The organism is Anabaena sp. CCY 0017, assembly GCF_963920885.1.
Lineage (GTDB): Bacteria > Cyanobacteriota > Cyanobacteriia > Cyanobacteriales > Nostocaceae > Nodularia.
On sequence record NZ_CAWUDG010000028.1, the window covers coordinates 20,073 to 43,695 of the forward strand.

Below are 23,623 nucleotides of genomic sequence, written 5' to 3' on the forward strand. Positions count from 1 at the left end.
GCAAATCTGGATAATTTGCGTTTTTTAGCTGTTGTTGATTTTAAATTTACCCTTGTTAAAGGATGTGAAAAATGCCTGAACTAAAACCAATTCCCAATAGTAGATACTACGTAGAATTTGATGGGTTGACCGATAAATTAGTTAAAAGTGTGACAGAAGTATCCTTCACTGGGCAAACTGCTGGACACGAAAAACCTCTAGCATCAACTAAAAGCGGCAAAACACTTTGGCAAACAACATCTAGCGGTTTTGAAGAAAATCCCAACGTCACTATTGAGGTTTACGTTGTTGAAGGTGACATGGCTTTTTATGACTGGATGAAAGCTACTATGCCCAAAAGTGAAGGCGGGGAGGGAAAGTGGAGTGGTAATCGCAAAAACGGTTCTATTGTCGCTTATGACAGTGAAGATACAGAAGTAATGCGTTGGAATTTGACTAACGCTTGGATTAAATCTTATAAAGTATCAGATTTTGCTGCCGACAGTAAAGACTTATGTGTGGAAACTTATGAAATTGTCTGTGAACAAATTATCCGTGCCACATAACAAATAACCTTAATAATCTACTACAAAGTTACCGCAATCGATATAGAGGAGTTATGCAATGGCTGCTGATGAAATTCTGGCTTGTTCCAAGTACTATTTTGAATTAGATGGCTTGGATGATCTGATTGTTCAAAAAGTAAGTGGGATAAGCATCACTCTGCAAACTGCTGGTGATTCTAAATCTCATGGTGTCTCTAAAGGAGGAAAAAGTGTTATTCAAGCTACAGTAACTGGAGTAACTAATGGGAATATCACTGTAGATTTTGTCGCTACTGTAGAAGATAGAAGACTTGTAGATTGGTTTGTGGAATCTCACTCTGAACCAATTAAGGGCGGTGGTACCATTTCTAAGGGAGAACGTAAAACTGGCTCAATTGTGCTGTATAACCAAGGCGGTGAGGAAGCAGCACGGTGGAATTTAACAGGTGTTATGCCCAAGACTTATAAATCGTCTAAAATGGCCGCAGGTGAGGAAGGTCTGGCCACAGAAACAGTAGAATTTGCCTACGAGTCATTACATCGCGTCAAGTAATAGAGTGCTGAGTGCTGAGTGCTGAGTGCTGAGTCAGAAATCTTAGTTCCTAGTCTCTAGCAGTTCCTAGTCTCTAGCTCTTAGTCTCTACTCAGCATCTTTTTCTGAACTTGGAAATATCATGGAAAAACTTCCCGAAATTCTCACTAATTCTAGATTTTACCTAGAACTAAAACTGGATGGTAGCCAAGAACCAGTGGATGGTTATTTTATGGAGTGCCAAGGTTTTAAAAATACTCATGATGTTATAGAAGTATCCGAGGTTACACCCCAGCAGTGGGGTAAAGCTAAATCTGGTTTGGTCGTTAGGACTAAAATTCCTGGCAATGTCAAAACTAATAATTTGGTGCTGCGTCGGGGGATGACTCTTTCCATGACTATGTGGAAATGGTTTCAAGCCGTGGAAAAAGGTAATTGGGGTAAGCAACGTCGAGATGGATCTTTGGTAATTTATGATCAAAGTGCTACAGAAGTTGCTAGATTTCAGTTCCGTCGTGCCTGGCCTAGTAGTTATAAAATAACTGATTTAAATGCTTCAGCTAATGAATTTGAAGTTGAAGAAATTGAAGTAGTAGTTGAAGAGTTAATCAGGCTAAAATAACGCCGGATGTTACAAACTGAGTTTGAATTTACTTTACCCAAGGGATATCTCGATGCAGACGGTAATTTGCATCGTAAAGGTGTCATGCGTTTATCTAAAGCAATGGATGAAATTGTGCCATTGCGTGACCTCCGAGTTAAATCTAATCCAGCTTACGCGACGGTAATTATTTTATCTCGCGTAATTACTCGTTTAGGAGCGTTGGAAGAGGTGACACCAACAATAGTAGAAAATTTTTTTGCTTGTGATTTAAGTTTTTTACAGCAATTTTATCGTCAAATTAATGAATTAGAAGAAAAAGAGAGTGGGGAGTAGGAAGAGGCAGGGGTGCAGGGTGCAGGGGGATAAGACGGTAACTTACCAATGACCAATGACCAATGACTAAAGGAATTTATACGGAATTTGAATTTATTTTACCTAGGGGTTTATTAGATTCAGAGGGGAATGTACATCGTCAAGGTGTGATGCGTTTGGCGACTGCTAAAGATGAAATTTATCTGCAAAAAAATCGGGATGCTCAGGAAAATACGGCTTATGCCGTGATTGTGATGTTATCACGAGTGATTACAAAATTGGGTGATTTAACTGAAATAAATTCCGATTTATTGGAAAATCTTTTTACAAAGGATTTGGCTTATTTAAGAGAATTTTATAACCGGATTAATCAGCATGGTGATGCTTATATTCCGGTGCAGTGTCCTCAATGTAATACTAACTTTCAAGTGGAGCTTTCCCTAGCGGGGGAATCATAGGCTACCCCTCAGAGGCGCTGAGTGAGGAGGTAGCCTGTATCGCTTTTCATTTCCATTGGAGTTTAGAAGATATTTTAAATCTGGAACATCCTGAACGCCGGCGTTGGGTGGAGGAAATTAGCAAGTTTACGCAGCAATAATGAAATTATGTTCGTGTCTCTACACGGCCTCAGAAAATAGACCTTGTTGATTCCGATTCCGATCCTCCTACTACCCTTGGCTTCGTCTGTAGAGTAAACCTGATTCGGTGTTTACTTACTTTTGCTGTTTTCTTGAAGATTTTTCAAAGAATTTATAAAGTTTTTCATTAAGACGTATCTTTTTAGACTGTCTTCGTTTAAATTATCTTTATAATCAGCTTTTCAAGGTTTTTTTGAGTGTAATATATAACAAATATAACCTGGCGGCGCTGAAAGCGTTAGGGGGCGTTTAGCTCGGATAAACTCTGCTGGGTTAAGGCTTCAGCATTTTCCGAACCTATACGACGAAGGAGATGATTATGCTTTTAAATTTGAATAAAGACAATTTTGTGCTGAGAATACGGAGGATGAAAAACAGTGCCTAGGACTTTGCCTTTAATTTATTTCTACATTCCCAAAAAAGATCACCCAAGTATTGGCTGGCCTGAAAGTATTAATGATTACTGGTCATGGATGAAAATTTGTAAGGTCAGGTATCCAGGTGCAGAATCTTGGACTCTACAGACATATCTCCATTTGAAAGCAGCTAATTTTCCCTGTGAACTAATAGATACTTTACCTGATGAAGGAATTGTCCTTGCTCATTCTTTTTCTCTACCCTTTAATCTAAAACCCAGTTCAAAAGTATTACTCATCTGCCTTCGCGATGATAAAAAAAATCATCCCTATTGCCAATTACACGTTGTTCAGAACAGACATCAGGCATTATCGAAGGGGCTTTCATCTTTATGGAAAAGTCACTATATACCACTTTGGACTCAAACGAAACTGACTCCGCGTGATGAGACAAGAGGCGATCGCTTTGAAAATATAGCTTACTTGGGTGATATATCTAATTTAGCTCCTGAATTGCGCGAACCAAGCTGGAAAGAACAACTTGAAGCCTTGGGATTACGTTGGATTACGGTTGGTGACACGGCATCTTGGCATGACTATAGTGAGATGGATGCAGTTTTAGCAATACGTAGTTTCAGTAAATGTAGATACAATAATAAACCAGCCTCCAAGTTATACAATGCTTGGAGAGCTAACGTTCCGGCAATTTTAGGATGTGAGTCGGCTTATCAAGCTGAACGTAAAAGTGAGTTTGATTATTTAGAAGCTGATTCTGTCAATGTCGCACTTTCAGGACTTATTAAATTAAGGGATAATCCTGAATTTCGCATGGCAATGGTAGCTAATGGGCAAATTCGCGCTCAGGAGGTACAAACTGAAGCTATTCTGGAAAGCTGGCACACATTTTTAATGAACAAAGCGGTTCCGATGTACTATCAATGGTGTGAAACTTCACCTTGGTTACAACAAAGCTTTTTAAGATTTCGGCATTATGTTTATTTGAAAATAGATGGTCTTAATAGAAGGGAAATATTCAAGATTGAACTATAAAATTATCAGCAATAGTTCTCATTTTTTCTTTTCCATCGTCCACATAAAGCCGAATAAAAATTAGCTTTGAAATGATAAAATTAGCTACTACAATCATAATTTCCGTTATTGCTACTCTCATCCTTACTATATGTATGCGGTGGCAAAAATCTATTTATATTCTGTTGGTGCTGCTGATTTCGACTGTGGCAACTCTAATATTTGTTAATCCACAGTTTGCATTGATTAATTGGCATGAGTTTATGCACGCCAGCATTGTTTTTAATATTATGAATGGGGTAGTGCCACCCGAAGATACTTTATTAGCCGGATATCCTCTTAAATATCCTTGGGCGCATCATTACTTAGTGAGTTGGCTGTGTCAGATTGGAAATATTTCTCCTCCCATAGGATTTGCATTGTTAAATATTCTCGCTTTGGCAGTTTCTGCATGGGCTATATTTAAGACGGCACAACTTCTTCATCCCCTGCGCCAAACGGGCATATTCGCTGTTTTTCTGTCAATATTCTGTACTTCTATCTTTTTTATTCAAGAACTGAAACGGTTTGGTAACGACATTTTACCAATTGATGAGCGTGTTCTGCCACTTCATAAGTTTGCTCATGGGAATGGTAATGGACTGGGATTTGGTCTGTTTTTTATCTGTCTTTTTTTCTTGATCCGCTTATTTGCCAATCGAGAAAAATCTTACATTAATGGTGTTGGTATTGGTGTATCTATCGCCGCTACAGCTTTTTTATACCCTATTTACTGGTTAGCTATGGGTATATCCTGTGTTCTTGTTTGCTTAGGACAAGCGATCGCGAAGAGAGGAAAAAATGGGCAATCCATCTTGATTGTCTTGCTAGCAGTATTTTTCGGGAGTGCGATCGCTAGCCCTTATCTTCATAGCATTAATGCAGGTAGAGCAAGCACTGCGGCTATGTCTCTCAACTTTCAAATCCAAAATCGACTCATCACTTTATTCCTCGTCTCCAGCTTACCTCTGCTGATTCTGTGGGTGAAGAGACAAAAGTTAAAAACTTTACTGCACAATCGTTCATCTGAAGTGTTGACACTGATTTACGCAGCTATAAGCTTATCCTTACTTTATACTTTTATCACCATTCCCATAGAAACTCAGTATAAATTTCTCATGCTATTGGTGGGCATAATTAGTATATTAATCGCGCCATTTTTCGCTAGTTTTAATCAAGAAAACTCTCTGTTCGCCAAGCCAATCATTGTGCTGCTCTTTCTGCCCACAGTTTTGATGTTTACGGGGATGTTTATGCAAATAAACTTTGCCGATACTGTTCACACAAGCGGTGTTGAGATTCGGCATAATGACACGCGTATGGATAAACTCTATTCATGGATTGCTACTAATACACCAGTGGATGCGGTTGTTGTTGACTCTTTTCGTACAATCCCCGTACTAAGTCGGCGGTCTTTGTACATTAGTACTGATTTCAGACGAAAACAAGATCCTTCATGGAAAAAATTCGATGGTTGGTCGATGAATTCTAGGATGATATCTACTCAGGTTTTCGGTCAAGATCAAGAAGTGGTGAAAAAGCGCTTACAAAATGCGATCGCTCTTTTAACGCCGAACTCCGAAGCTATTGTCAATGCGGCCGCAGAAAGTATTAAACAGGAATTCCCTCAGCGACAAGTAATTGTCATTGTCAGAGATCCATCTGTCAAGTCGGTGTTTGATATTAACCAGAATTTTGCCAAAATATTTGAGGAATCTGCCATTTCAGTTTATAAAATAGCTAGCTGAAAACTTTGGGGAGACAGGTGCATAAGCACCGTATCTCGGACTTCAGACAAAAGATAAAAGCTGCCAAAAGCCTTGAGGCTGAAGTCAAATTTCAAGACGAATATGCTAGGGTCGCTATCTGAGTACAAGATTTAAAAACCTACCTCCCGACTGGGGGAAAGTCTATAAACTATTCGCATGGAATGGAATTAATGGTTTGTTAGCGAGTTCATTTAAACCGGCTGATTCAAATAGGTCTAGCCAATCACGAATTAAAGTCATATCTCTGGGATTTGCTGACCGTAAATCAGCCATAATTTTGAGGGTATCGTGCCAATAACCGTTGTCTGCGTAAATCACAGTCCGCTCTGTCTCGGTTGCTGACTCCAATTGTTGCGCTACATCAGGAGTAGGTTCAACACGTTCTATCCAACCACTAGCAACGGGATCACCACTGCGATCGCCTCCTTTGGGATCACAAAGCAAGGTTAAGCGCCAGCGATATTTCTGACCTATTTCCAATCCTGAAAAATCATCAGGTAGGGTATAGCTCATAATGCCCTTATTGGCAGTTAAATTTAGGTTTTTTTCTAACAGTATTTCGTCTCCTGCTTCATTTCGCAGCAAAAATAATGCTTGTTTGGCAGTTGTTTCTGACACATTTACAAAAAACGTTGGGCGATCGCTTAGTGTTAATTCAACGGGAATTTGCCTAGTTCTCATGGTCGCAGGTTTAGCTGGCAAAACTGCGCTAATTCCTTGGGGGCTACATTGTCCGCGTGCTGCTCCAGCTTCTAAATTTCGTGAACCCCTAACATTAGGTACTTTGAATCTCAACAGAGACCGACGGCGTGGCGTAAATCGTCGTCGTTGTGCAATTGTCATTGGGGATGCGGCTGTAACGGCTAAGGTAGTGTGCAGAAAGTTTGTAGATAAGATTAAGCCCAGAGAGAGTAGAAAAATGGTTTTATTGAACATGATTTTTGGTAATATTTAGCCTGTTGCAACAACTAACTATATTTGCGATCGCCTATGGCACTGCGCTCCGTACAATCGCCTACATTCAGAAGTATTTCACCGCTATCATATAAAAGTCAATAAATTTATATTTAAAACATAATTACTTTCTCTCTTAGAGACTTCTCGATCATCATTAAAGTTCCCAGGTTACTCAGATGAAAATTATTAAATTATCAGCCACTTCACTAGAACTTGAATTACTCCAATGATAAGTTCTACCAGCAACCAGCCCAGCACACAAACTACAATTACCCACCTAAGTTTGATGTTTAAGCCCCGGTTAACAGCTACAATTGTGGCTAATAAGCTCCCAGTAGCCAAGGAAATTTTAATTGGTCAACACCAATGTCTAGGGGAATTGTCTTTCCCGTACGTTGGCAATGAATAGGTTCACCCTATAATCGCGCTCGTCGCCAAGAACGCTATATAGTACACAGTAATGGGAATCATGAACATGAGGGAGATGAGGGGTATTTTGGTCAAGAAATTGCCCAGAATGATGACACTACCTATCTTGACCTGACATTACAAAAAATTAAACAACTTCCAATTTGGACTTCTGAAAACAATTACTGAGCATAGTTACAGAATTTTTGGCGTTGCTGATTTTGAATCTTAGGGGCGCAAGGCCTTGCGCCCCTACCGTGTGGTCTATTTACCTGAAAATACCTGTAATTCAAAAAGTCCGCTTTAAATTTTCCTGATAGAGATGCTAGTAATCGCGTCTTTATCCACTCAAATAGCTATAATTCAGTGTCCCAATCAAGGAAAATATTTTGCCAGCCAAAATCAACACTAACCTCAATTTTGGAGAAGATTCTATTGATCCATTTGATGAAAGCGACGAGAATTTATGGGTCAAAATTGAGCATTTGGGACGTTACTTATTTGCTGCCGATTACCTCCGCCAATTTAAGCTAGGTTGTATTGCTGATATTGCTTGTGGTATGGGTTATGGAATCTGTGAGCTAGAAAAAGTTACCGATTTAGTAGTTGGTGTAGACGGAGATGCAGAAATACTCAAACAAGCAATACAGCAGTGTCATAATTCTCAAACACAAATAATTCAACATGATTTAGAAAAACCTGGTTTATTGGCAGATAAACTTGTTACAAATATTGATGCTATTGTCAGTTTTGAAACTTTGGAACATCTGATTAATCCTACCAGAGCTTTAGAACAATTTGCTCAACTTTTATCACCAGGTGGATTTCTGATTTGTTCGGTTCCTAATGTTTTATACGAACCTCGTGATCATGCCGGATTGCCCACAAATTCTGATCATAAACAGTTTTTTAACTATCAATCCCTTTCTCGCTTACTGGAACAGCATGGTTTGAGAGTGAATTATCGAGTCGGTCAAGCCTGGTCAAATATTCTATTTAAGCGGGAAACCCAGCTTTTACGCAATCGCTCAATATCACAACGATTGGGAGAATATTCTGGCTTGGGTTTACCAGAAATCATTCGTCACCTTTCTTACCTCATTGCTTACCCCACAGTTGAAGATGTCGATGGTTCCTACTCATTGATTATTGTGGGGCAGAAAATTAAGTAAATTAAAGCTTTTACAGCAGGTTGCAGGTATATTAGGTACAGATATTAATCCTAAAACTCTTGTGGGGTCGCTATCCTGCCCGCCTTAGTGTACCTCTCAAAAATTAAATATGCTGTATTTCCTGGCGTTGCCTGAGAGTGGTCTACCCAGACTGGCATCACGGGAGATATAGTATAATCCAAATGTAAAAAAATAGCATAAATGTTGTAGAATTACCTAATCATCTGAAAAAGCTACTAATTAACAGTAGCCTAAATATATCGTTTCGTTAAGCCCAAATACTAATTTAAGTTAAATTTTGGCTTTACAATCCCTCGCAATTGCCATTGTCTGTATTGAGGAGTTGTAAAAATTAATAAATCTCCATAATAGTGGAAAATCAAAAATTGCACCCTTGCCTGAAAACCAGACCTGAATGTAAATTGCTATATCCCTTGCCACTGAAATATTCACAAAGCATGGGTTAATCGGGTTAGCGAAGTATTGCCAATAATTCACTCTTTAGTTGATGAACAGGAGCTAATATGCCAATGAGAAATCTAGGTTCGAGACTCCGCAATTTACCCAAATCAGTATTGACTGTTGGGGGTACTGTGGTTTTAAGCAGTCTGGTTGTTACTGGGTTAATAGTGGGATTGCGAGAGCTAAAAGGCTTGCAGGGAATGGAGTTAGCTGCTTTTGATTATCTCATGCGATCGCGCCCCGATGAAGGGCCTGATGAGCGCTTTTTAGTTGTGGGTATTGACGATACAGACCTCCAGTCTCGCAAAGAATACCCCATTACAGATGCTACCCTGGCGCAAGTATTGACAAAACTAGAGGCACAAGAAGCCCGAATTATTGGCATAGATATTTTAAGGGATATTCAGCAAGGTACAGCTGTTGGTCGTGCTGAGTTAGTTGAGTTATTAACTGACAACGAAAGAATGATTGCTGTTTGTGCCATGAGTCAGGCAGATTCGCCAGGAATTGCCGCCGCACCAGGTGTTACAGAAGAACGGGTGGGAGTTGCTGACTTACCTGTGGATGCTGGGGGAACTGTACGCCAAGGCATGATACTTGCTATTCCCCAAGCCTCGCAACTGCCAGCCCCTATTGAACATATCTGCAATTACGCTGACCAAGAAAATCAACTCCCGTCTTTGAGTCTGCAAATGGCAGTCCGATATTTAGGTGAAATGGGAATTGAACCAGAACTAACGGAATTTGGTGAGTTACAATTCGGTTCTACGGTTCTCGGACGCTTAACATCAAAATCTGGTGGTTATCACAATATTGATACGGGAAATTACCAAATGCTGCTGAACTATCGTTCAGCTAGGAATGCAGTCAGACAGGTATCACTCAGCGATGTCTTGGCAGATAAAGTTGATCCAGATTGGATTAAAGACAAAATAGTGATGATTGGTTACACAGCAGCAGTTGTTAAGGATACATTTTACACACCTTTTAGTGCAGGGTCTGACGATAGCCAAAAAATGCCCGGAGTGGTAATTCACGCCCAAAATGCTAGTCAGATAATAAGTGCTGTTTTAGACCAAAGGTCATTGTTATGGTACTGGAATCGCTGGCAAGAAGGTTTATGGATATTTGCATGGTCGCTGGTGGGAGGGCTTTTAGCTAGTCAGATTCGTAAACCCTTGCTGTTGGTTTTAGGTACTGGAGTGGCGATCGCCATTTTAAGCGGAACTGCGTATATAATATTTCTGCAAGCTGGATGGATACCTTTAGTACCAGGCGGACTAGGACTGATGGTAACGGCTACTGCTGTTGTATTGATAGATAGACACGCCGCCACAATTGTCAAAACTGTCAAAGGCTTCTTAAAAATCAATATTGACATTGACGAAGAAAAAAAGGATGAAGAGGTAGCTGCAATTACCGAAAGCGATTATTTCTTGGAATTGCAGAATAAGGCGAAGGATCTACGGGGTAGAGATAATTCAGAAGGCTTACCCACAATACCTCAACCTCCAGTAGTCAATAACTCAAAATCAAATCCTCTTACTGTTAGGGAAGCAGTTGATAATTCCGATTATCAAGTAATACAACCAAAACCCCGTGAATCTGTGGTTAGCACACCTGCAACAGAAATCGATTATTTACAGCAGGTACGCGACAGGCGAAATAAAGTCAATCAGCCAGTAAATGATGCTGATCCCAATAATTTTGAAATAATGGAGGCACAAGCAACAGATGAAGATCAGGAAGAAAGAGAATATTTAGAACAATTACAACGCCGGAGTAAAAAGTTCAGAGAAAACAAAAATTGACAAATGACCAACTGTCAAAAAATCACTTTTAGACATCCTCTAATAGGAAATAAGCGGTAGGGGCGCAAGGACTTGCGCCCCTACGACAAATGTGGTTCAAATACATGAAAACTGCTGTAAGATGTAAATTTTTGTGGAATTATTTTTGAGGAATACTTTATGAATAACCAAAATTCTGAAGAATCAGCAATACAAAAAAGTATCACAGATGTGATGAATTTGCCTGATGATGAGCGACAACTTGTCAACTGGATTATTGATCAGAAAAAAGTTACTTTATCAGAAGTAGCAGTTCATACAAATCAGGCAGAGGCAATTGCCCAAAGTTCACTTCAAAGCCTGATTAATCAAGGATTTATTCAGGAATTCAATCATAGCGATTCAGTTTACTATCAACCTCGTTTTATTACCCACAAGAAAAGTCGGCTTTCTGCAAATATATGGGACAAACTTTAAAGACAATTCACATACAAGAGTGCGTAGAGTCAAGGAAGCAGGGCTGCGCTAAAGCGGTAACGTAACGTACTGGCGTGGCAAGCTTAAAATGTTGCAAAAAATTGTAGGTTGGGTTGACGGAAGGAAACCCAACATCATTATTGGCAGCGTTGGGTTGCGCTGCGCTTAACCCAACCTACATCTAATGCACCGTTTTAGGCTTGTCAGTCCACTACTGGCGTGACACATCTAATTTTGTGCATAGGCATAAATATTGTGGTGTAGGCTTCTAGCCCTCCCAGAACAGGCAATATGCCTGTTCCACAAGAGAAACATAATGCACTATTTTAAGCTTGTCACGCCACTACAATACTTTAAATACAATTTACTATGTCAAAAATCGTTTCTATTCACTCATTTCGAGGTGGTACAGGTAAATCAAATTCCACTGCTAATCTAGCAGGAATTGTTGCTGGCTGTGGTTATCGAGTAGGTATTATTGATACTGATATCCAATCTCCAGGTATTCACGTCCTCTTTGGTTTTGATGAGCAAAAAATGAAATATTCGCTCAACGATTATCTCTGGGGACGATGTAATATTGAAGAGGCTGCTTATGATGTCGGTTCAATTTTGAGTAAAACCGCAAACGCTAAAGGCCGTATTTACCTTATACCCTCTAGTATTAAGGCTAGAGATATTACCAAAGTCTTGCGAGAAGGATTTGATTTTAATCTTCTCAATCAAGGCTTTCAAGAAATACTTGATATTCTCAATCTGGATTACTTATTTATTGATACTCATCCAGGTTTGAATGAAGAAACTTTGCTTTCTATTGCCATTTCTGATATTTTAGTTCTGATTTTACGCCCTGATCGTCAAGACTTTCAAGGTACTGCGGTGACAGTGGAAGTAGCCCGCAAGTTAGAAGTACCCAAAATGTTGCTGTTAATTAATAAAGCACTACCCGCACTCGATTTTGATGCCTTGCAAGAACAGGTAGAAAAGGCTTATAACGCACCAGTAGCAGGTATTTTACCACTTGCAGAAGAATTGATTCAACTGGCAAGTAGCGATTTATTCTGTCTACGTCACCCAGAACATCCTTTTAGTCATGTCATGTATAAAGTGGCTCAGATGATTATGGAATAGTGCAGAATTGGGGATGGGATTAAGAAACTTCTTCCCCCCTACACCCTGCACCTCTGCCTCTAGGCTACCAAGGATTTCCAATCATAGTAAAGGCAGACCAAAAATATGGGTGACTGAGGTTTCTATCACCCAGTTCTACAATATCTGACGGCAAATCGACATTAATTTCAGAAATTTTGAGTTGACCATTTTCCAATCTTACCTGCCCTTTCAGCATTCCTACTTGTCCTTGTCTGAGTGCTTCGGATTTAATAGGCGCTTGTTTGAGTTGTTCATAAAATTTGCTAATCAATCCTAGAGTTCCTTCATCGGATACATACCATAAACTTGCTAGCGCAGACTTTACACCAGCTTGGACTGCGAAGCTAGCAAAGCCTAACTCTGCTTCTGTATCTCCGACGGCGGTACGACAAGCACTTAGCACTACTAGCTGTACAGGGGGGTTATTCCAGCCTAATTGGCGCAATTGATCCATTTGTAAGCGAGTATCCCAGAGTTGAATATAGGAGTTACTGGGGGAACCTGGTCGAAATTCACCGTGAGTAGCTAAGTGGATAATACCGAAGGGTTTTTCTTGACGTTGGGCTTGCAAATTTTTTAAAGTAAAACTTTCGTTTAAGAAAGATTGACCTGACCAGAAGCGTGGGGTAATTGTAGCTAATTCGACAGGAACCGCAGGTAAAGGCTGTTGGTCGGTGAATTGGGATGCACCCATACCCAAAACTTCGGAATTTCTAATGTCTACATATTGGGTGTCAGTGAGGCTGATACTGGGTAATAAGCCAACGCTGTAGCTTTCTACTAAATATTTTTCACCATCATGAAGCGCAGCAACAGGTAGCGATCGCAATCCCTTATCCATGATAAAGGCTAAGTTGTTAATTTCCCGGTTTTTCAGTTCTGCCTCAATGGGTTGAATCAGCCATTGATGAAGTTGTTGGGCTGTATCTAGATAGTCTCTCCGCAATATCGGGTCTGTAACTCGGCTTCTGAATTGTTGGACGACTGGGAGAACTTGCGATCGCTTGACATCTACTACTTTACGAATTACTTTACCCTTAGCGGTAACTACTAGTAATTCTAAGCGATCGTCTGGAGATTCTATATTTTGTGGATTACTAGAGCCTGGAAGGGTATCTGGAACAAAATTAACATAGACGATTGCAGGTTTAATACCAACAGCATTTTCAATGTTTTGTAGAATCTTGCGGGTTTGACTGGCCGTTTTAATCTGAGATTGGTCTACATTTCCTAAGTATTCCTGAAATTGATTCGTGAAATCTTGCTCAGTTGTAAATACAGCAGTTTCAAGTACATCGTTTAGAGCAGAGTTACCTTCTACAGATAATAGTGTGCTGGAATTTTTCTCTAACTCCATAGCATCAGACGGAAGTTCTGGTTCTGGTTCTGGTTCTGGTTCTGGTGGTGGTGTGGGAGTAACATTAATGGATATTTGTTGGGATGAGGAAGAAACGCGATCGCTCGCTATAATTCTCACAGCAGGAATACTTTCACCACTAGTATTTTCTGGCGGCGTATACACTAAAACCGTATCAGAAGAAAGAGGGGTTTCTGATGTGACTGGCGTACCGTCTTCTAGTGTCAAAGTACCAGATATAGTTTCCAAACTCACAATCAAATTATCTTGATTGATATCGTTTGTAGATACATTTAAATCACCAAACTTAAATGTCACAGGTTCATTTTCTATCGTTGTTAATGACTCTGTATTTGCTGTTAAACTCGGCGGAGTGTTAATCGAATTAATTGTAATATTGGTTGGCGTACCCTCAGCATTTCCTCCTGCTGGTAGTACCGGAAATGCATTTACTGGTGAATCTTGTGTTATTTCATCAATTCCATTGTTAATATTTCCTTGTGTACCATTCAGGCTAGGATTACCAACAATAAATGGCACATTATCCGCCCCTCCATCATGCTGAATTGTTACGGAACCTGGTTGCGTTTCTCCACTGGTGAGGATGGTATCACTTGTATCTGCAATTACTCCCAGTCCTCTGACTACACCATTGGCCAGAATGTTAACATCACCACCTTCCGCAACACCACCAAGCTCATCAATAGCTTGAGTATTAATACTTTCAAATGTTATATCACCGCCGATTTGTGAAGTTTGTAAAGTCACAGATCCACCATAGGCTGAATCTAGACTATTAAAAGAAATCGCGGAGGTATTGATAGTACCTGTTACAATCTTACCAATGTTATTGACTTGTAAATTCACATCACCACTTGTAGCAGTTTCTGATGCACTTGTTGAAGAATTAATATCACCTGTGTTGATATTACCTTGAGATTCTAATGTGATATTTCCACCTGTAGCACCTTCTGATGCAATTGCAGAAGAATTAATATTACCTGTATTGATATTACCTTGAGATATTAATGTAATATCTTCACTTATGTCAATGTCAAAAATCAATTCATTTTCTGTCGAGGAATTCATAAAAGAGGTATTAATATTACCTGTTGTAATATTTCCGCCAGCATTTATATCTACTGAACGAGATATAATTAAACCAGTGCTAATATTTGCTTCAGCGTTTAATTTGATATCTCCAAATGTAATATTTCCATTGAGAAAATCGTCATTGCTACTTTTTGCAGAAGCAATTATTGAATTTATCCCAATATTCTCCCCAGCATTTAATATGATATCTCCACCTGTTGCATCACCCAAGGTACTCTCTGCAAAGGAATCAATAGTATTTATTTCAATATTTCCGCCAGCGCCGATGTTTACTAAACCACCTGTGGATAAACCTTCCAAATCATTGATCGCAAAAGTATTAATTATATCTGTTTTAATATCGCCGCCAGCATCTAATATGATATCTCCACCTGTTGCAGCACCAAAGCCAATTTCTACATTAGCATTAAGATTAGTCTCTACAAAAGAATCAATACTAGCTGTTGTAATGTTTCCGCCAGCCTTGATATTTATTGAACCCCCTGTAGCTATGTCAGCAAAATTTGAATTTTTACTGAAAGAACTAATTAAACCAGTGGTAACATTTTCTCCAGCATCTAATATGATATTTCCACCTATAGAATTACCAAAGTCACTTTGTGCAAAGGAATCAATATCAGTTGCTTCAATAGTACCACCAGCTTTAATATCTACTAAACCACCTCTAGCATCCCCTTCTCTACTGTTGGCAAAAGCACTAATTATACCTGTTGTAATATTGCCGCTAGCGTCTAATCTTACCTCTCCACCTCTGGCATTACCAGATTGAGTAGAGGCAGTAGAAATGACCTGTGTTGTGATATTCCCGCCAGATATTAACTCAACTCGACCACTTGTAGAAAACAAGCTAGCTACTGTGTCGATACTCGCAAGTGTGATATCACCTGTAGCACTCATTAGCACTGGTCCACCATAATCATTAATTCTAATATCACCATTGACAATAATATTTCCTGGTGATGATGAGTTATTACTCTGGGTGAAATCGGGTGGAGAATAATCTCCAAAATTAATTTGTTCTTCAAAATAAATTTCTTCTAATTCGCTGACACCTGCTCTTAAAATTAAAGTTTGCTTATCACCTAAAAATTTAGCATCATCTGAGCAAGAATTAAATTCAATACAAAAAGAACGAATGACCGAATCTAGTTCATTAATAGTAATGCCATCATTAACAGTGATACTTCCTGTTGATTCTACCTTGAGTGATGGACCTTCATAGCCATCAAATGTAACATCTCCATCAGCACTAATTATTGGGTCATAAAGACTAATAAATTTATTAGCTTGACCTTGAGTGTTGAGAATAGAAAAATTACCACCACTTGCAAAGTGTGCATCAAGGGAAATTTTGCCATCACTGACTAACGTTAAATTACCACCACTAACAAAAGGTGTTTTATCTAAATGATCAATCGTTAGAACATCAATACCTTGATTGCCTTGAATGTAAAGATTATTGCCAGCAATGGCAGTAAAAGCATTGGCAGCACTTTCACGAACTTTTACCGTATTTTCGGCTAATAAATTTAGATTAGCAGTAGTTAACAATTGGCTTTCTGGTAACGTTAAATTCCTGTTAGCGCTGAGGGTAGCAGTCTCAGCAGTGGCTTTTTTAACTACAACATCACCGTTCTCAACTCGTAAGCCCGAACCAGTCAGTTCTACCTCCCCGTTGCTATTAACTTGTAATGTGGAAGCATTACCACCACCACCACCTGTTAATAATTTAGCTAAAGAATTTTCTGATGGATTATTACTATTTAGGGGTTGAACTTCTAAGCTGAGAGGGTTTCCCGTCATGCTTAAGCGTAATAAGCTTGTTCCAGGTACAGCCACAACTGTGATATTACCACCTGGGGCTGAAAGTTCCCCGGTACTAGCGACAGTCCCACCTAATAAATTTAAATTACCTGATTGGACGGCAAGATTACCTTCGTTAATAATCGCACCTGCAACATTAGAATCAAAGGCAAAACTGTTCGGTGTGCCAAGTAATTGACTATAATTATTCTCGCCGCTAGCGTTAAACCAATTTTCACCGAAGCCGACGCGGTTAGCGGTTGTTGCTGTAAAGGAAGCCGGAACGTTCAAACTACTATTAGCACCAAAAATAATCCCTGCCGGATTGATTAAATATAAGTTGGAAATTCCGCCTGTAACTGTGATTAATCCATTAATTACGGAAGCGTCACCACCTGTGACACGCCCTAGAATGTTTTGAATCGATGGCTGAGATAGAAAATTAGCAGTTTGATTTACATCCAATCCAAACTTTGAGAAGCTATGAAATAAGTTTGTCTGATCACTACTTAACGTTCCGCCACTAATATCAATATTATTGCCTTCAGTCTGGATCACAGTCCCAGTACCATCTGGTGCAGGCGTAATTGATTGGGCTTGGGCTAGGTTGGGAAATAGACCAATGAATAAGGATAAATTACTAACAGCGAAAATTTTGATTTTGGGAATTAAACGTTTAGCTAGTTGAGTTACACGAGAATTTGTCTTGTTGGTTAAATTTCCAATTATTTGCAGAGACTGGCGACGTTGTTTAGCTTTAAGAACTGCTTGATGCGATCGCCTAATTTGTTCTTGTCGTTGTTGCCAAGATATGCTTTCTGCATGGGTGCGGTAGTAATAAAGTGGTTGATAAATATGCTGTACTTGGGCAACTTCAGAAAGTCGCAGACATAAATCGTAGTCTTCTGCTAATTCTAGCGATTCATCAATTCCACCTGCTAAGTCAAAAACTTCCCGACGTATCAACCGAAAGTGAAAGGTCATGAACTTGTTTAACAGTTCTTCTGTACTATAGGGAACAAGACAGCGATAACCGTAGCTAAGAACTGTGCTGTGTTGATCTATATCTAAATAATCAGTATAAACCCAACCGATGTCTGGTTTTGCATCCAATACGCCTGCGGTTTCTGCCAATGCTTTGGGATGTAGCAAATCATCACTATCCACCAAACCCAGATAAGGGGCATTAGTTTGAGCGATCGCTTTCTTTAAAGCCAATCCTCGCCCTAAATATGCTGCGGCTACTACCTTGACTCGGCGATCGCGCTGGGCATACTCGCGGGCAATTTCTAGCGAACTATCTGTAGAACCATCATCCCAAATCAATAGCTCAAAATCACCCCTCGTTTGAGCTAATATACTGTCAATAGCAGCTTTGAGGTAACGTTCTCGATTGTAAACAGTAATGATCAGAGAAATTGCTGGTTGCATAATATGTTTTAATAACAATAAAAAACTCAAAGGTAAAATACTGAAGCCACAGGAATCTACTGTACTGTCTCAGACTAAATATACTGTACTATTTAGGGTATGCAAATCCTGATTGTATCGAACATAACCGTAGATTTTGGTATATTTTATTATTATTTGCTACTTAATAATTAAATTGTTATATAAATTAACAAAAATTTATAGTTAATCATTAAGATGAAATACTTCTTCGCTCAAACTAAGAAAAGACAACAAATATCTCAAAGCGGCGATTACACCATGACATCTGATATCTGTTTAAAAACAAGCATCTTCGTAAATCAAATCAAAAAAAGCAGCATAACTTGGGGCTTAACTTTAAGTTTTTTACTGATAAATTCCTTTATTCCCACAAGTTTATTAGCTAAAGAAAATTTAGAAATAGAAGATTTTGATTACTGGAAAAGTTTATGTAAGCTGCTGGGCGAAGAAAAGGAATTTGCCGAAGCGATCACCGCTTGCAATCAAGCAATTTCTCTAAAGCCAGAAGACCCAGAAATTTGGGTAGAACGAACTGAGATTTTGGTGCAACAAGCAAAGTATACAGAAGCTTTAGTCTCAGCTGATCGGGCTTTACGCCTCCAATCTACATATTCTCTAGCTTTAGCCCAACGCTGTCAAGCATTATTAAATTTGGGGAAATATGAAGAGGCCGTCGCTGCTTGTGATTTAGCCCTGAGATCAGATCAGAATTGGGGAACTAATACAGCCGTATTGGCGTGGTACAATAGGGGGTTAGCACAAAATAAACTAGGGCAATTTACCGAAGCGATCGCCTCATTTAATCGTGCTTTAGTGATTAATCCCGAAAATTCTTTAGCTTTAGTGGGTAACTGTCAAGCCTTAGCTAAATTGGGCAAATTTGCCGAAGCAATTAACGCTTGTGACTTGGCTATTACAACGAATAAAAATTGGGGTAATTCATCCCCTGCTATTGCATGGTTTCATAAAGGATTAGCGCAAAAGCAGAATGGACAACTTCCAGCAGCAATTACCTCATTTGATCAAGCCATAGCAACTAATCCTCAAGATGCTGATATTTGGCTAGAACATGGTATAGCCTTATCTTTAGTGGAAAAAATTGCACAAGCAAGTGTGTCTTATGAATTTGCTGTCAAACTAAATCCCAATTATTCTTTAGCTTTGGCACATCAAAGTGCAAACCTCAACAAACTAGGCAAACACGAAGAAGCCCAAAAAGCTAGTGAAGCTGCCATCCAAGGAGATAATAGATGGGGTAACATGAGTCCAGCTTTAGCTTGGGAACAACGGGGAATTGCTGTGGCGGGATTGGGTAATTATGAAGAAGGATTGACTTCTCTAGAAAGGGCGATCGCACTGAATCCTAACTACGCTGAAGCTTGGAATAATCGGGCGGTAACTCAATGGTATTTAGGCAGATATTCTGAAGCACTTACTAGTAGCGATCGCGCCACAGAACTGAATCCTCAATATACTCAAGCTTGGTTTAATAAAGGCAGGATGCTGCGGACATTAAAACGCTATCCCGCAGCACTAGCAGCTTACGATAAAGCTTTAGAAAATAGTAGTCAAATCATGGATAAATTGCTGTTAGCAAATATTTGGGCTAACCGCAGTGTCGTATTATGGAATTTGTCGAGAAATCAAGAAGCATTAGTTTCAGTTGATCGGGCAATTGGCATCAATCCTGAATTATCCCAAGCATGGTATAACCGAGGTGTAGTGTTATTAGATTTAAAACGGTATTCTGAAGCAATTATCGCTTACAATCGTGCGAGTAGTTTGACTCCAGATAACGCCAATATATTAGTTGGTCAAGGAATAGCCTTGTTAAAAGTGGGTAGAATTGCCGAGGCGATCGCTAGTTTTGAAAAAACCTTAGAACTTGATCCGGAAAATACCTTGGCGCAAGCCAATCAAGATATTGCCCAAAAGCGTTTATTAGAATTAGAAAAACAAAATTCCAAGTAAATAATCATGGACTACTTCAGTCGGGTGGGTATATAGCAATTCCCATTTAAGTGATTTAAGTGAGGTATAAGTAGTAATAATTAAACGCAGATGGACGCAGATAAACGCAGATAATTGTGTAGTTTATTAGACTATCTTTGTTTTTTATCCCCCCCTGCTCCCTGCTCCCCTGCCTACCTCAGCAATGGAATATTTTTTTAATTGCAAGTCCCTAGCTCTGGGGGCATGGCTGCGCTAAAGCACCAGCGTCACATATTCTGCAACACCCGCCGGATAGTTTCAGATGGCACTTCATCAGTAACTGTCACTGCACCCATTTGAGTTGGTAAAACAAACCTCACCTTCCCGGCTTTGACTTTTTTATCTAGTTGCAACGCATCAATAATCGCTTCAATATCTATACCTTCAGGTAGTTGAGTGGGTAAACCCGCCTTTTGAATTAGGGCATTTTGTCGTTCTGTCTTTTCCCGTTGCCACATTCCCAGTTCTACCGCAATCTGTCCGGATGCTACCATGCCAATAGCCACAGCTTCACCATGTTTGAGTAAACGATAACCCGTTAAGCTTTCCACTGCGTGACCAATGGTGTGTCCATAGTTGAGAATCGCGCGTAGTCCGCCTTCCTTTTCATCCTGACTGACCACATCAGCTTTAGCTTGACAAGAGCGTGTTAATATGTATTCGATAAATTCCGGTTTGATATAGCGGAGTTGATTTAAATGTTTACTTCCTTCCATTTCGGCAAATAATTCGGCATCCCAAATTACACCGTATTTAATCACCTCAGCCATACCGGCGCGAAATTCACGCATAGGGAGAGTTTTTAGAGTTTCTGGGCTAATTAATACCAACCGTGGTTGATGAAACGCCCCAATCAAATTTTTGCCCTGGGGATGATTTACACCAGTTTTGCCACCAATTGCTGAATCTACCATTGCTAACAGCGTGGTAGGTACTTGTACAACATTAATCCCTCGTAGCCAGGTAGCGGCAGCAAAGCCAGTCATATCGCCAATTACACCTCCCCCCAAGGCTACCATTGTCGAAGAACGTTCTAGGCGGTTTTCTAAAGCAATATCGTAGAGTTTCTGGATAGAGTTGAGAGTTTTGTAGCGTTCCCCAGGTGGGAGGTTGTAACTAGCTACTTCAAAACCAGCCGATGTCAGAGATGCTATAGCTTTTTCGCCGTAATGCTTAAAAATACTGGGATTAGAAACAACCAAAACCTTTTTGCCTAGTTTTAGACTAGCCATTTTTTCGCCTAGCTGGTCTAAGCTTGAAGGTGCGATCGCAATGTCATAAGCCTGCTGAGGTAGATTTACATTAATTACAGAAGTCATTTCCCAAACCCAAATAAGCGCCCGTGGGCTGTATTCTATCGCAATGTGGGGAGAGGGGAGAAAGTCCGGAGATCAGGAAACATTTTCTACTCTCATTCTCAATGCCCCATTCCCCATTCCCCATCCCCCGTGATTCAATAGATTAGTTAAGTATTGTGGAGAAAGGAAAATGTTTGGAGTCATAGCTTATATTGGCTTTTTGGCAATCTTTATGGGCGTAGCCGTAGGTCTGCTGTTTGGTTTACGTTCCGCTAAGATTATTTAACGCCTCAAAATCTCCCTTCTCCTTACCTTCGCGTAGCGTCTCCCTTTGGGAGAAGGAGAGGGGCTGGGGGTGAGGTTCAATATTTTAATCCTCAAGGGCGTAATCACCTGCGCCCCGGAAGTATTTAGGAAAAACGTATCGCTAAAGCGTTCGCGTAGCGTGCCGTAGGCTTTACGCGTAGTGTGCGCGCAGCGCATACCACAGAGGCACAGAGTACACTGAGGTATAGGAGTTTGAGAGGCTTCGCCGTTAGCGTTAGCCGAACGGTTGTTTGCGTAAGTCCTAAAGTGGTTATTATGAATATTTTCTGACAAAAAAGTTTCTCCTCTCACTAGTGCTAAGAGAATAATTTATTGCCAAGACAGCGTTTCAGGTCTTATCCCTTTTCCAGAGAAGCTAGAGAGACTAAGACAAAGTTTTATATTGTGTCTAATCTCACAAAATTTACTTATCAATCAAGTATATTTAAATATAAAAATAATTGCGGTTTTTAAGTGTAAAAAAATAAACTTGACCAAAAGACTAAAATTTGGGTATAGCTTCCGCAATTAATCTGTGTAACACTAGGAAGCTACCTCAAGCTATTTCCCTTTTGGGGAATAAATTTTCAAATTAACGGGAGGTCAGGCAATGGCTATCGCCACCATTAATCCCGCCACTGGGGAGACAATCAAAATCTTTGAGCCACTCAAGGATGCAGAGATTCCCTCTAAACTGGATTTGGCTGGTCAGACTTTTGAACAGTACCGCAAGACGAGTTTTTCTCAGCGATCGCAATGGCTAGAAAAAGCTGCAATAATTTTACAGCAAGAAAAAGCCGATTTGGCTAAAATAATGACCCTGGAAATGGGTAAGCCTTATAAAGCAGCGATCGCAGAAGTCGAAAAATGCGCCCTGGTTTGTAACTATTACGCCGAACACGCACCAAGTTTCCTGGCTGATGTGCCAATCAAAACCGATGCTAGCCATAGTTTTGTGCGCTATGACCCAATGGGCGTAATTTTGGCTGTAATGCCGTGGAATTTCCCCTTCTGGCAAGTATTTCGTTTTGCCGCCCCAACGCTGATGGCGGGTAATGTCGGCTTACTTAAACACGCTTCCAATGTGCCGCAGTGCGCCTTAGCAATTGCAGATATTATCCATCGGGCTGGTTTTCCTGAAGGCGCTTTTCAAACACTGTTAATCGGTGCGGCTAAAGTTGCCGATATCATGGCTGATGACCGGGTAAAAGCTGCTACCTTAACCGGAAGCGAACCCGCAGGTGCATCTCTCGCCTCTGTTGCTGGTAAACAAATTAAAAAAACTGTTTTAGAATTGGGAGGCAGCGACCCGTTTATTGTTTTAGAAAGTGCTGATTTAGAGACAGCAGTTGCTACAGCTACTTCCGCCCGGATGTTGAATAATGGGCAATCATGTATAGCCGCAAAACGGTTTATTATTGCAGAAGCGATCGCACCTAAATTTGAAAAGCTACTTTTAGATAAATTTCAGGCGCTGAAAGTCGGCGATCCCATGCAACCAGATACTGATTTAGGGCCACTCGCTACCCCTGATCTTCTCAAAGATTTACACCAACAAGTAGAAACTGCTGTGAAAAGTGGCGGTAAAGTCCTCACTGGTGGACATCCTTTAGCAGATCGTCCCGGTAACTTTTACCCGCCGACGATTATTACAGATATTCCTTTAGATAGTGCGATCGCACAGGAAGAATTTTTTGGTCCAGTGGCATTATTATTCCGTGTACCAGATATTAATGCAGCGATTCAATTAGCTAATGCTACACCTTTTGGCTTAGGTGCAAGTGCTTGGACAAATAACGACCAAGAACGCGATCGCTTGATCTCTGAAATCGAAGCAGGTGCTGTATTTATCAACAGCATGGTTAAATCTGATCCCCGCTTACCCTTTGGTGGCATTAAGCGTTCTGGATACGGCAGAGAATTGAGTATTCAAGGCATACATGAGTTCGTCAATCTCAAAACCGTCTGGGTGCAGTAGGGTGGGTTAGGCGGCTAAAAAACTGTATAAAACACGAAAAAAATTACTTGCGCCGTAACCCACCATTGCCCTGATTTATGGCTTTTATAAAACACGAAAAAAA

Annotated in this window: 19 protein-coding genes; 15 read left to right on the plus strand and 4 right to left on the minus strand. The window is 40.1% G+C overall.

What is annotated here, in order from left to right:
- The first annotated feature begins 71 nt into the window (after positions 1 to 71).
- The 8 genes from ACM0OW_RS22155 to ACM0OW_RS22190 all read left to right on the plus strand — a co-directional run bounded on the left by ACM0OW_RS22155 (position 72) and on the right by ACM0OW_RS22190 (position 5,782).
- Positions 72 to 545 carry a phage tail protein gene (locus tag ACM0OW_RS22155; RefSeq protein WP_414552418.1) on the plus strand — a complete coding sequence of 158 codons (474 nt, stop codon included), beginning with the start codon at positions 72 to 74 and terminating at the stop codon, positions 543 to 545.
- Positions 546 to 603: 58 nt separating this feature from the next.
- Complete coding sequence (locus ACM0OW_RS22160) at positions 604 to 1,077, plus strand: phage tail protein (RefSeq protein ID WP_414552420.1); 474 nt, start codon at positions 604 to 606, stop codon at positions 1,075 to 1,077.
- Between the two features lie 121 nt (positions 1,078 to 1,198).
- Complete coding sequence (locus ACM0OW_RS22165; protein WP_414552421.1) at positions 1,199 to 1,678, plus strand: phage tail protein; 480 nt, start codon at positions 1,199 to 1,201, stop codon at positions 1,676 to 1,678.
- Positions 1,679 to 1,684: 6 nt separating this feature from the next.
- Complete coding sequence (locus tag ACM0OW_RS22170; RefSeq protein ID WP_414552423.1) at positions 1,685 to 1,993, plus strand: hypothetical protein; 309 nt, start codon at positions 1,685 to 1,687, stop codon at positions 1,991 to 1,993.
- Positions 1,994 to 2,055: 62 nt separating this feature from the next.
- Entirely contained in the window at positions 2,056 to 2,430 is a 375-nt protein-coding gene (locus ACM0OW_RS22175) for a phage tail assembly protein (protein ID WP_414552425.1), read from the plus strand.
- Positions 2,431 to 2,447: 17 nt separating this feature from the next.
- A complete protein-coding gene (locus tag ACM0OW_RS22180; protein ID WP_414552460.1) occupies positions 2,448 to 2,570 on the plus strand; it encodes a DUF6760 family protein in 123 nt (40 codons plus the stop codon).
- A 417-nt stretch (positions 2,571 to 2,987) separates the two neighbouring features.
- The gene (locus ACM0OW_RS22185; RefSeq protein ID WP_414552427.1) at positions 2,988 to 4,016 is read left to right on the plus strand and encodes a hypothetical protein; all 1,029 of its coding nucleotides are present in this window, start codon (positions 2,988 to 2,990) and stop codon (positions 4,014 to 4,016) included.
- A 134-nt stretch (positions 4,017 to 4,150) separates the two neighbouring features.
- A complete protein-coding gene (locus ACM0OW_RS22190; protein WP_414552429.1) occupies positions 4,151 to 5,782 on the plus strand; it encodes a DUF2298 domain-containing protein in 1,632 nt (543 codons plus the stop codon).
- Positions 5,783 to 5,944: 162 nt separating this feature from the next.
- Here the strand turns inward: ACM0OW_RS22190 and ACM0OW_RS22195 are convergent, their stop codons facing one another.
- Both ACM0OW_RS22195 and ACM0OW_RS22200 read right to left on the minus strand, forming a co-directional pair.
- Positions 5,945 to 6,739 carry a DUF928 domain-containing protein gene (locus ACM0OW_RS22195; RefSeq protein WP_414552431.1) on the minus strand — a complete coding sequence of 265 codons (795 nt, stop codon included), beginning with the start codon at positions 6,737 to 6,739 and terminating at the stop codon, positions 5,945 to 5,947.
- Positions 6,740 to 6,946: 207 nt separating this feature from the next.
- Positions 6,947 to 7,102 (minus strand): hypothetical protein, encoded by a 156-nt coding sequence (locus tag ACM0OW_RS22200; RefSeq protein WP_414552433.1) that lies wholly within the window; start codon positions 7,100 to 7,102, stop codon positions 6,947 to 6,949.
- Positions 7,103 to 7,557: 455 nt separating this feature from the next.
- Here ACM0OW_RS22200 and ACM0OW_RS22205 point away from each other — a divergent pair, with 455 nt between their 5' ends.
- The 4 genes from ACM0OW_RS22205 (at position 7,558) to ACM0OW_RS22220 (ending at position 12,200) form a co-directional block, all read left to right on the plus strand.
- On the plus strand, positions 7,558 to 8,340 hold the full coding sequence (locus ACM0OW_RS22205; RefSeq protein ID WP_414552434.1) for a methyltransferase domain-containing protein: 783 nt from the start codon (positions 7,558 to 7,560) through the stop codon (positions 8,338 to 8,340).
- Between the two features lie 524 nt (positions 8,341 to 8,864).
- Positions 8,865 to 10,613 (plus strand): CHASE2 domain-containing protein, encoded by a 1,749-nt coding sequence (locus ACM0OW_RS22210; RefSeq protein ID WP_414552435.1) that lies wholly within the window; start codon positions 8,865 to 8,867, stop codon positions 10,611 to 10,613.
- Positions 10,614 to 10,772: 159 nt separating this feature from the next.
- Positions 10,773 to 11,069, plus strand: a complete 297-nt coding sequence (locus ACM0OW_RS22215; protein WP_414552437.1) for an ArsR family transcriptional regulator — start codon at positions 10,773 to 10,775, stop codon at positions 11,067 to 11,069.
- Positions 11,070 to 11,438: 369 nt separating this feature from the next.
- Complete coding sequence (locus ACM0OW_RS22220) at positions 11,439 to 12,200, plus strand: MinD/ParA family ATP-binding protein (protein WP_414552438.1); 762 nt, start codon at positions 11,439 to 11,441, stop codon at positions 12,198 to 12,200.
- A 64-nt stretch (positions 12,201 to 12,264) separates the two neighbouring features.
- On the opposite strand, the gene ACM0OW_RS22225 is transcribed toward ACM0OW_RS22220, so the two are convergent.
- Positions 12,265 to 17,925: a CHAT domain-containing protein gene (locus ACM0OW_RS22225; protein WP_414552439.1), complete on the minus strand. Its 5,661-nt coding sequence runs from the start codon at positions 17,923 to 17,925 to the stop codon at positions 12,265 to 12,267.
- Between the two features lie 216 nt (positions 17,926 to 18,141).
- Here ACM0OW_RS22225 and ACM0OW_RS22230 point away from each other — a divergent pair, with 216 nt between their 5' ends.
- On the plus strand, positions 18,142 to 19,917 hold the full coding sequence (locus tag ACM0OW_RS22230) for a tetratricopeptide repeat protein (RefSeq protein WP_414552440.1): 1,776 nt from the start codon (positions 18,142 to 18,144) through the stop codon (positions 19,915 to 19,917).
- A gap of 248 nt (positions 19,918 to 20,165) precedes the next feature.
- Here the strand turns inward: ACM0OW_RS22230 and aroB are convergent, their stop codons facing one another.
- On the minus strand, positions 20,166 to 21,257 hold the full coding sequence (aroB, locus tag ACM0OW_RS22235; RefSeq protein WP_414552442.1) for a 3-dehydroquinate synthase: 1,092 nt from the start codon (positions 21,255 to 21,257) through the stop codon (positions 20,166 to 20,168).
- 169 nt (positions 21,258 to 21,426) lie between these two features.
- Between aroB and petL the strand changes: the two genes are divergently transcribed.
- Entirely contained in the window at positions 21,427 to 21,522 is a 96-nt protein-coding gene (petL, locus tag ACM0OW_RS22240; protein WP_414552444.1) for a cytochrome b6-f complex subunit PetL, read from the plus strand.
- A gap of 630 nt (positions 21,523 to 22,152) precedes the next feature.
- On the plus strand, positions 22,153 to 23,520 hold the full coding sequence (locus tag ACM0OW_RS22245; protein WP_414552446.1) for an NAD-dependent succinate-semialdehyde dehydrogenase: 1,368 nt from the start codon (positions 22,153 to 22,155) through the stop codon (positions 23,518 to 23,520).
- Positions 23,521 to 23,623: the final 103 nt, after the last annotated feature.

Coding starts and splice junctions, on each gene's coding strand:
- ACM0OW_RS22155 (WP_414552418.1), top strand. CDS start 72: ATGCCTGAACTAAAACCAATTCCCAATAGTAGATACTACGTAGAATTT.
- ACM0OW_RS22160 (WP_414552420.1), top strand. CDS start 604: ATGGCTGCTGATGAAATTCTGGCTTGTTCCAAGTACTATTTTGAATTA.
- ACM0OW_RS22165 (WP_414552421.1), top strand. CDS start 1,199: ATGGAAAAACTTCCCGAAATTCTCACTAATTCTAGATTTTACCTAGAA.
- ACM0OW_RS22170 (WP_414552423.1), top strand. CDS start 1,685: ATGTTACAAACTGAGTTTGAATTTACTTTACCCAAGGGATATCTCGAT.
- ACM0OW_RS22175 (WP_414552425.1), top strand. CDS start 2,056: ATGACTAAAGGAATTTATACGGAATTTGAATTTATTTTACCTAGGGGT.
- ACM0OW_RS22190 (WP_414552429.1), top strand. CDS start 4,151: ATGCGGTGGCAAAAATCTATTTATATTCTGTTGGTGCTGCTGATTTCG.
- ACM0OW_RS22195 (WP_414552431.1), bottom strand. CDS start 6,739: ATGTTCAATAAAACCATTTTTCTACTCTCTCTGGGCTTAATCTTATCT.
- ACM0OW_RS22210 (WP_414552435.1), top strand. CDS start 8,865: ATGCCAATGAGAAATCTAGGTTCGAGACTCCGCAATTTACCCAAATCA.
- ACM0OW_RS22215 (WP_414552437.1), top strand. CDS start 10,773: ATGAATAACCAAAATTCTGAAGAATCAGCAATACAAAAAAGTATCACA.
- ACM0OW_RS22220 (WP_414552438.1), top strand. CDS start 11,439: ATGTCAAAAATCGTTTCTATTCACTCATTTCGAGGTGGTACAGGTAAA.
- ACM0OW_RS22225 (WP_414552439.1), bottom strand. CDS start 17,925: ATGCAACCAGCAATTTCTCTGATCATTACTGTTTACAATCGAGAACGT.
- ACM0OW_RS22230 (WP_414552440.1), top strand. CDS start 18,142: ATGAAATACTTCTTCGCTCAAACTAAGAAAAGACAACAAATATCTCAA.
- aroB (WP_414552442.1), bottom strand. CDS start 21,257: ATGACTTCTGTAATTAATGTAAATCTACCTCAGCAGGCTTATGACATT.
- petL (WP_414552444.1), top strand. CDS start 21,427: ATGTTTGGAGTCATAGCTTATATTGGCTTTTTGGCAATCTTTATGGGC.
- ACM0OW_RS22245 (WP_414552446.1), top strand. CDS start 22,153: ATGGCTATCGCCACCATTAATCCCGCCACTGGGGAGACAATCAAAATC.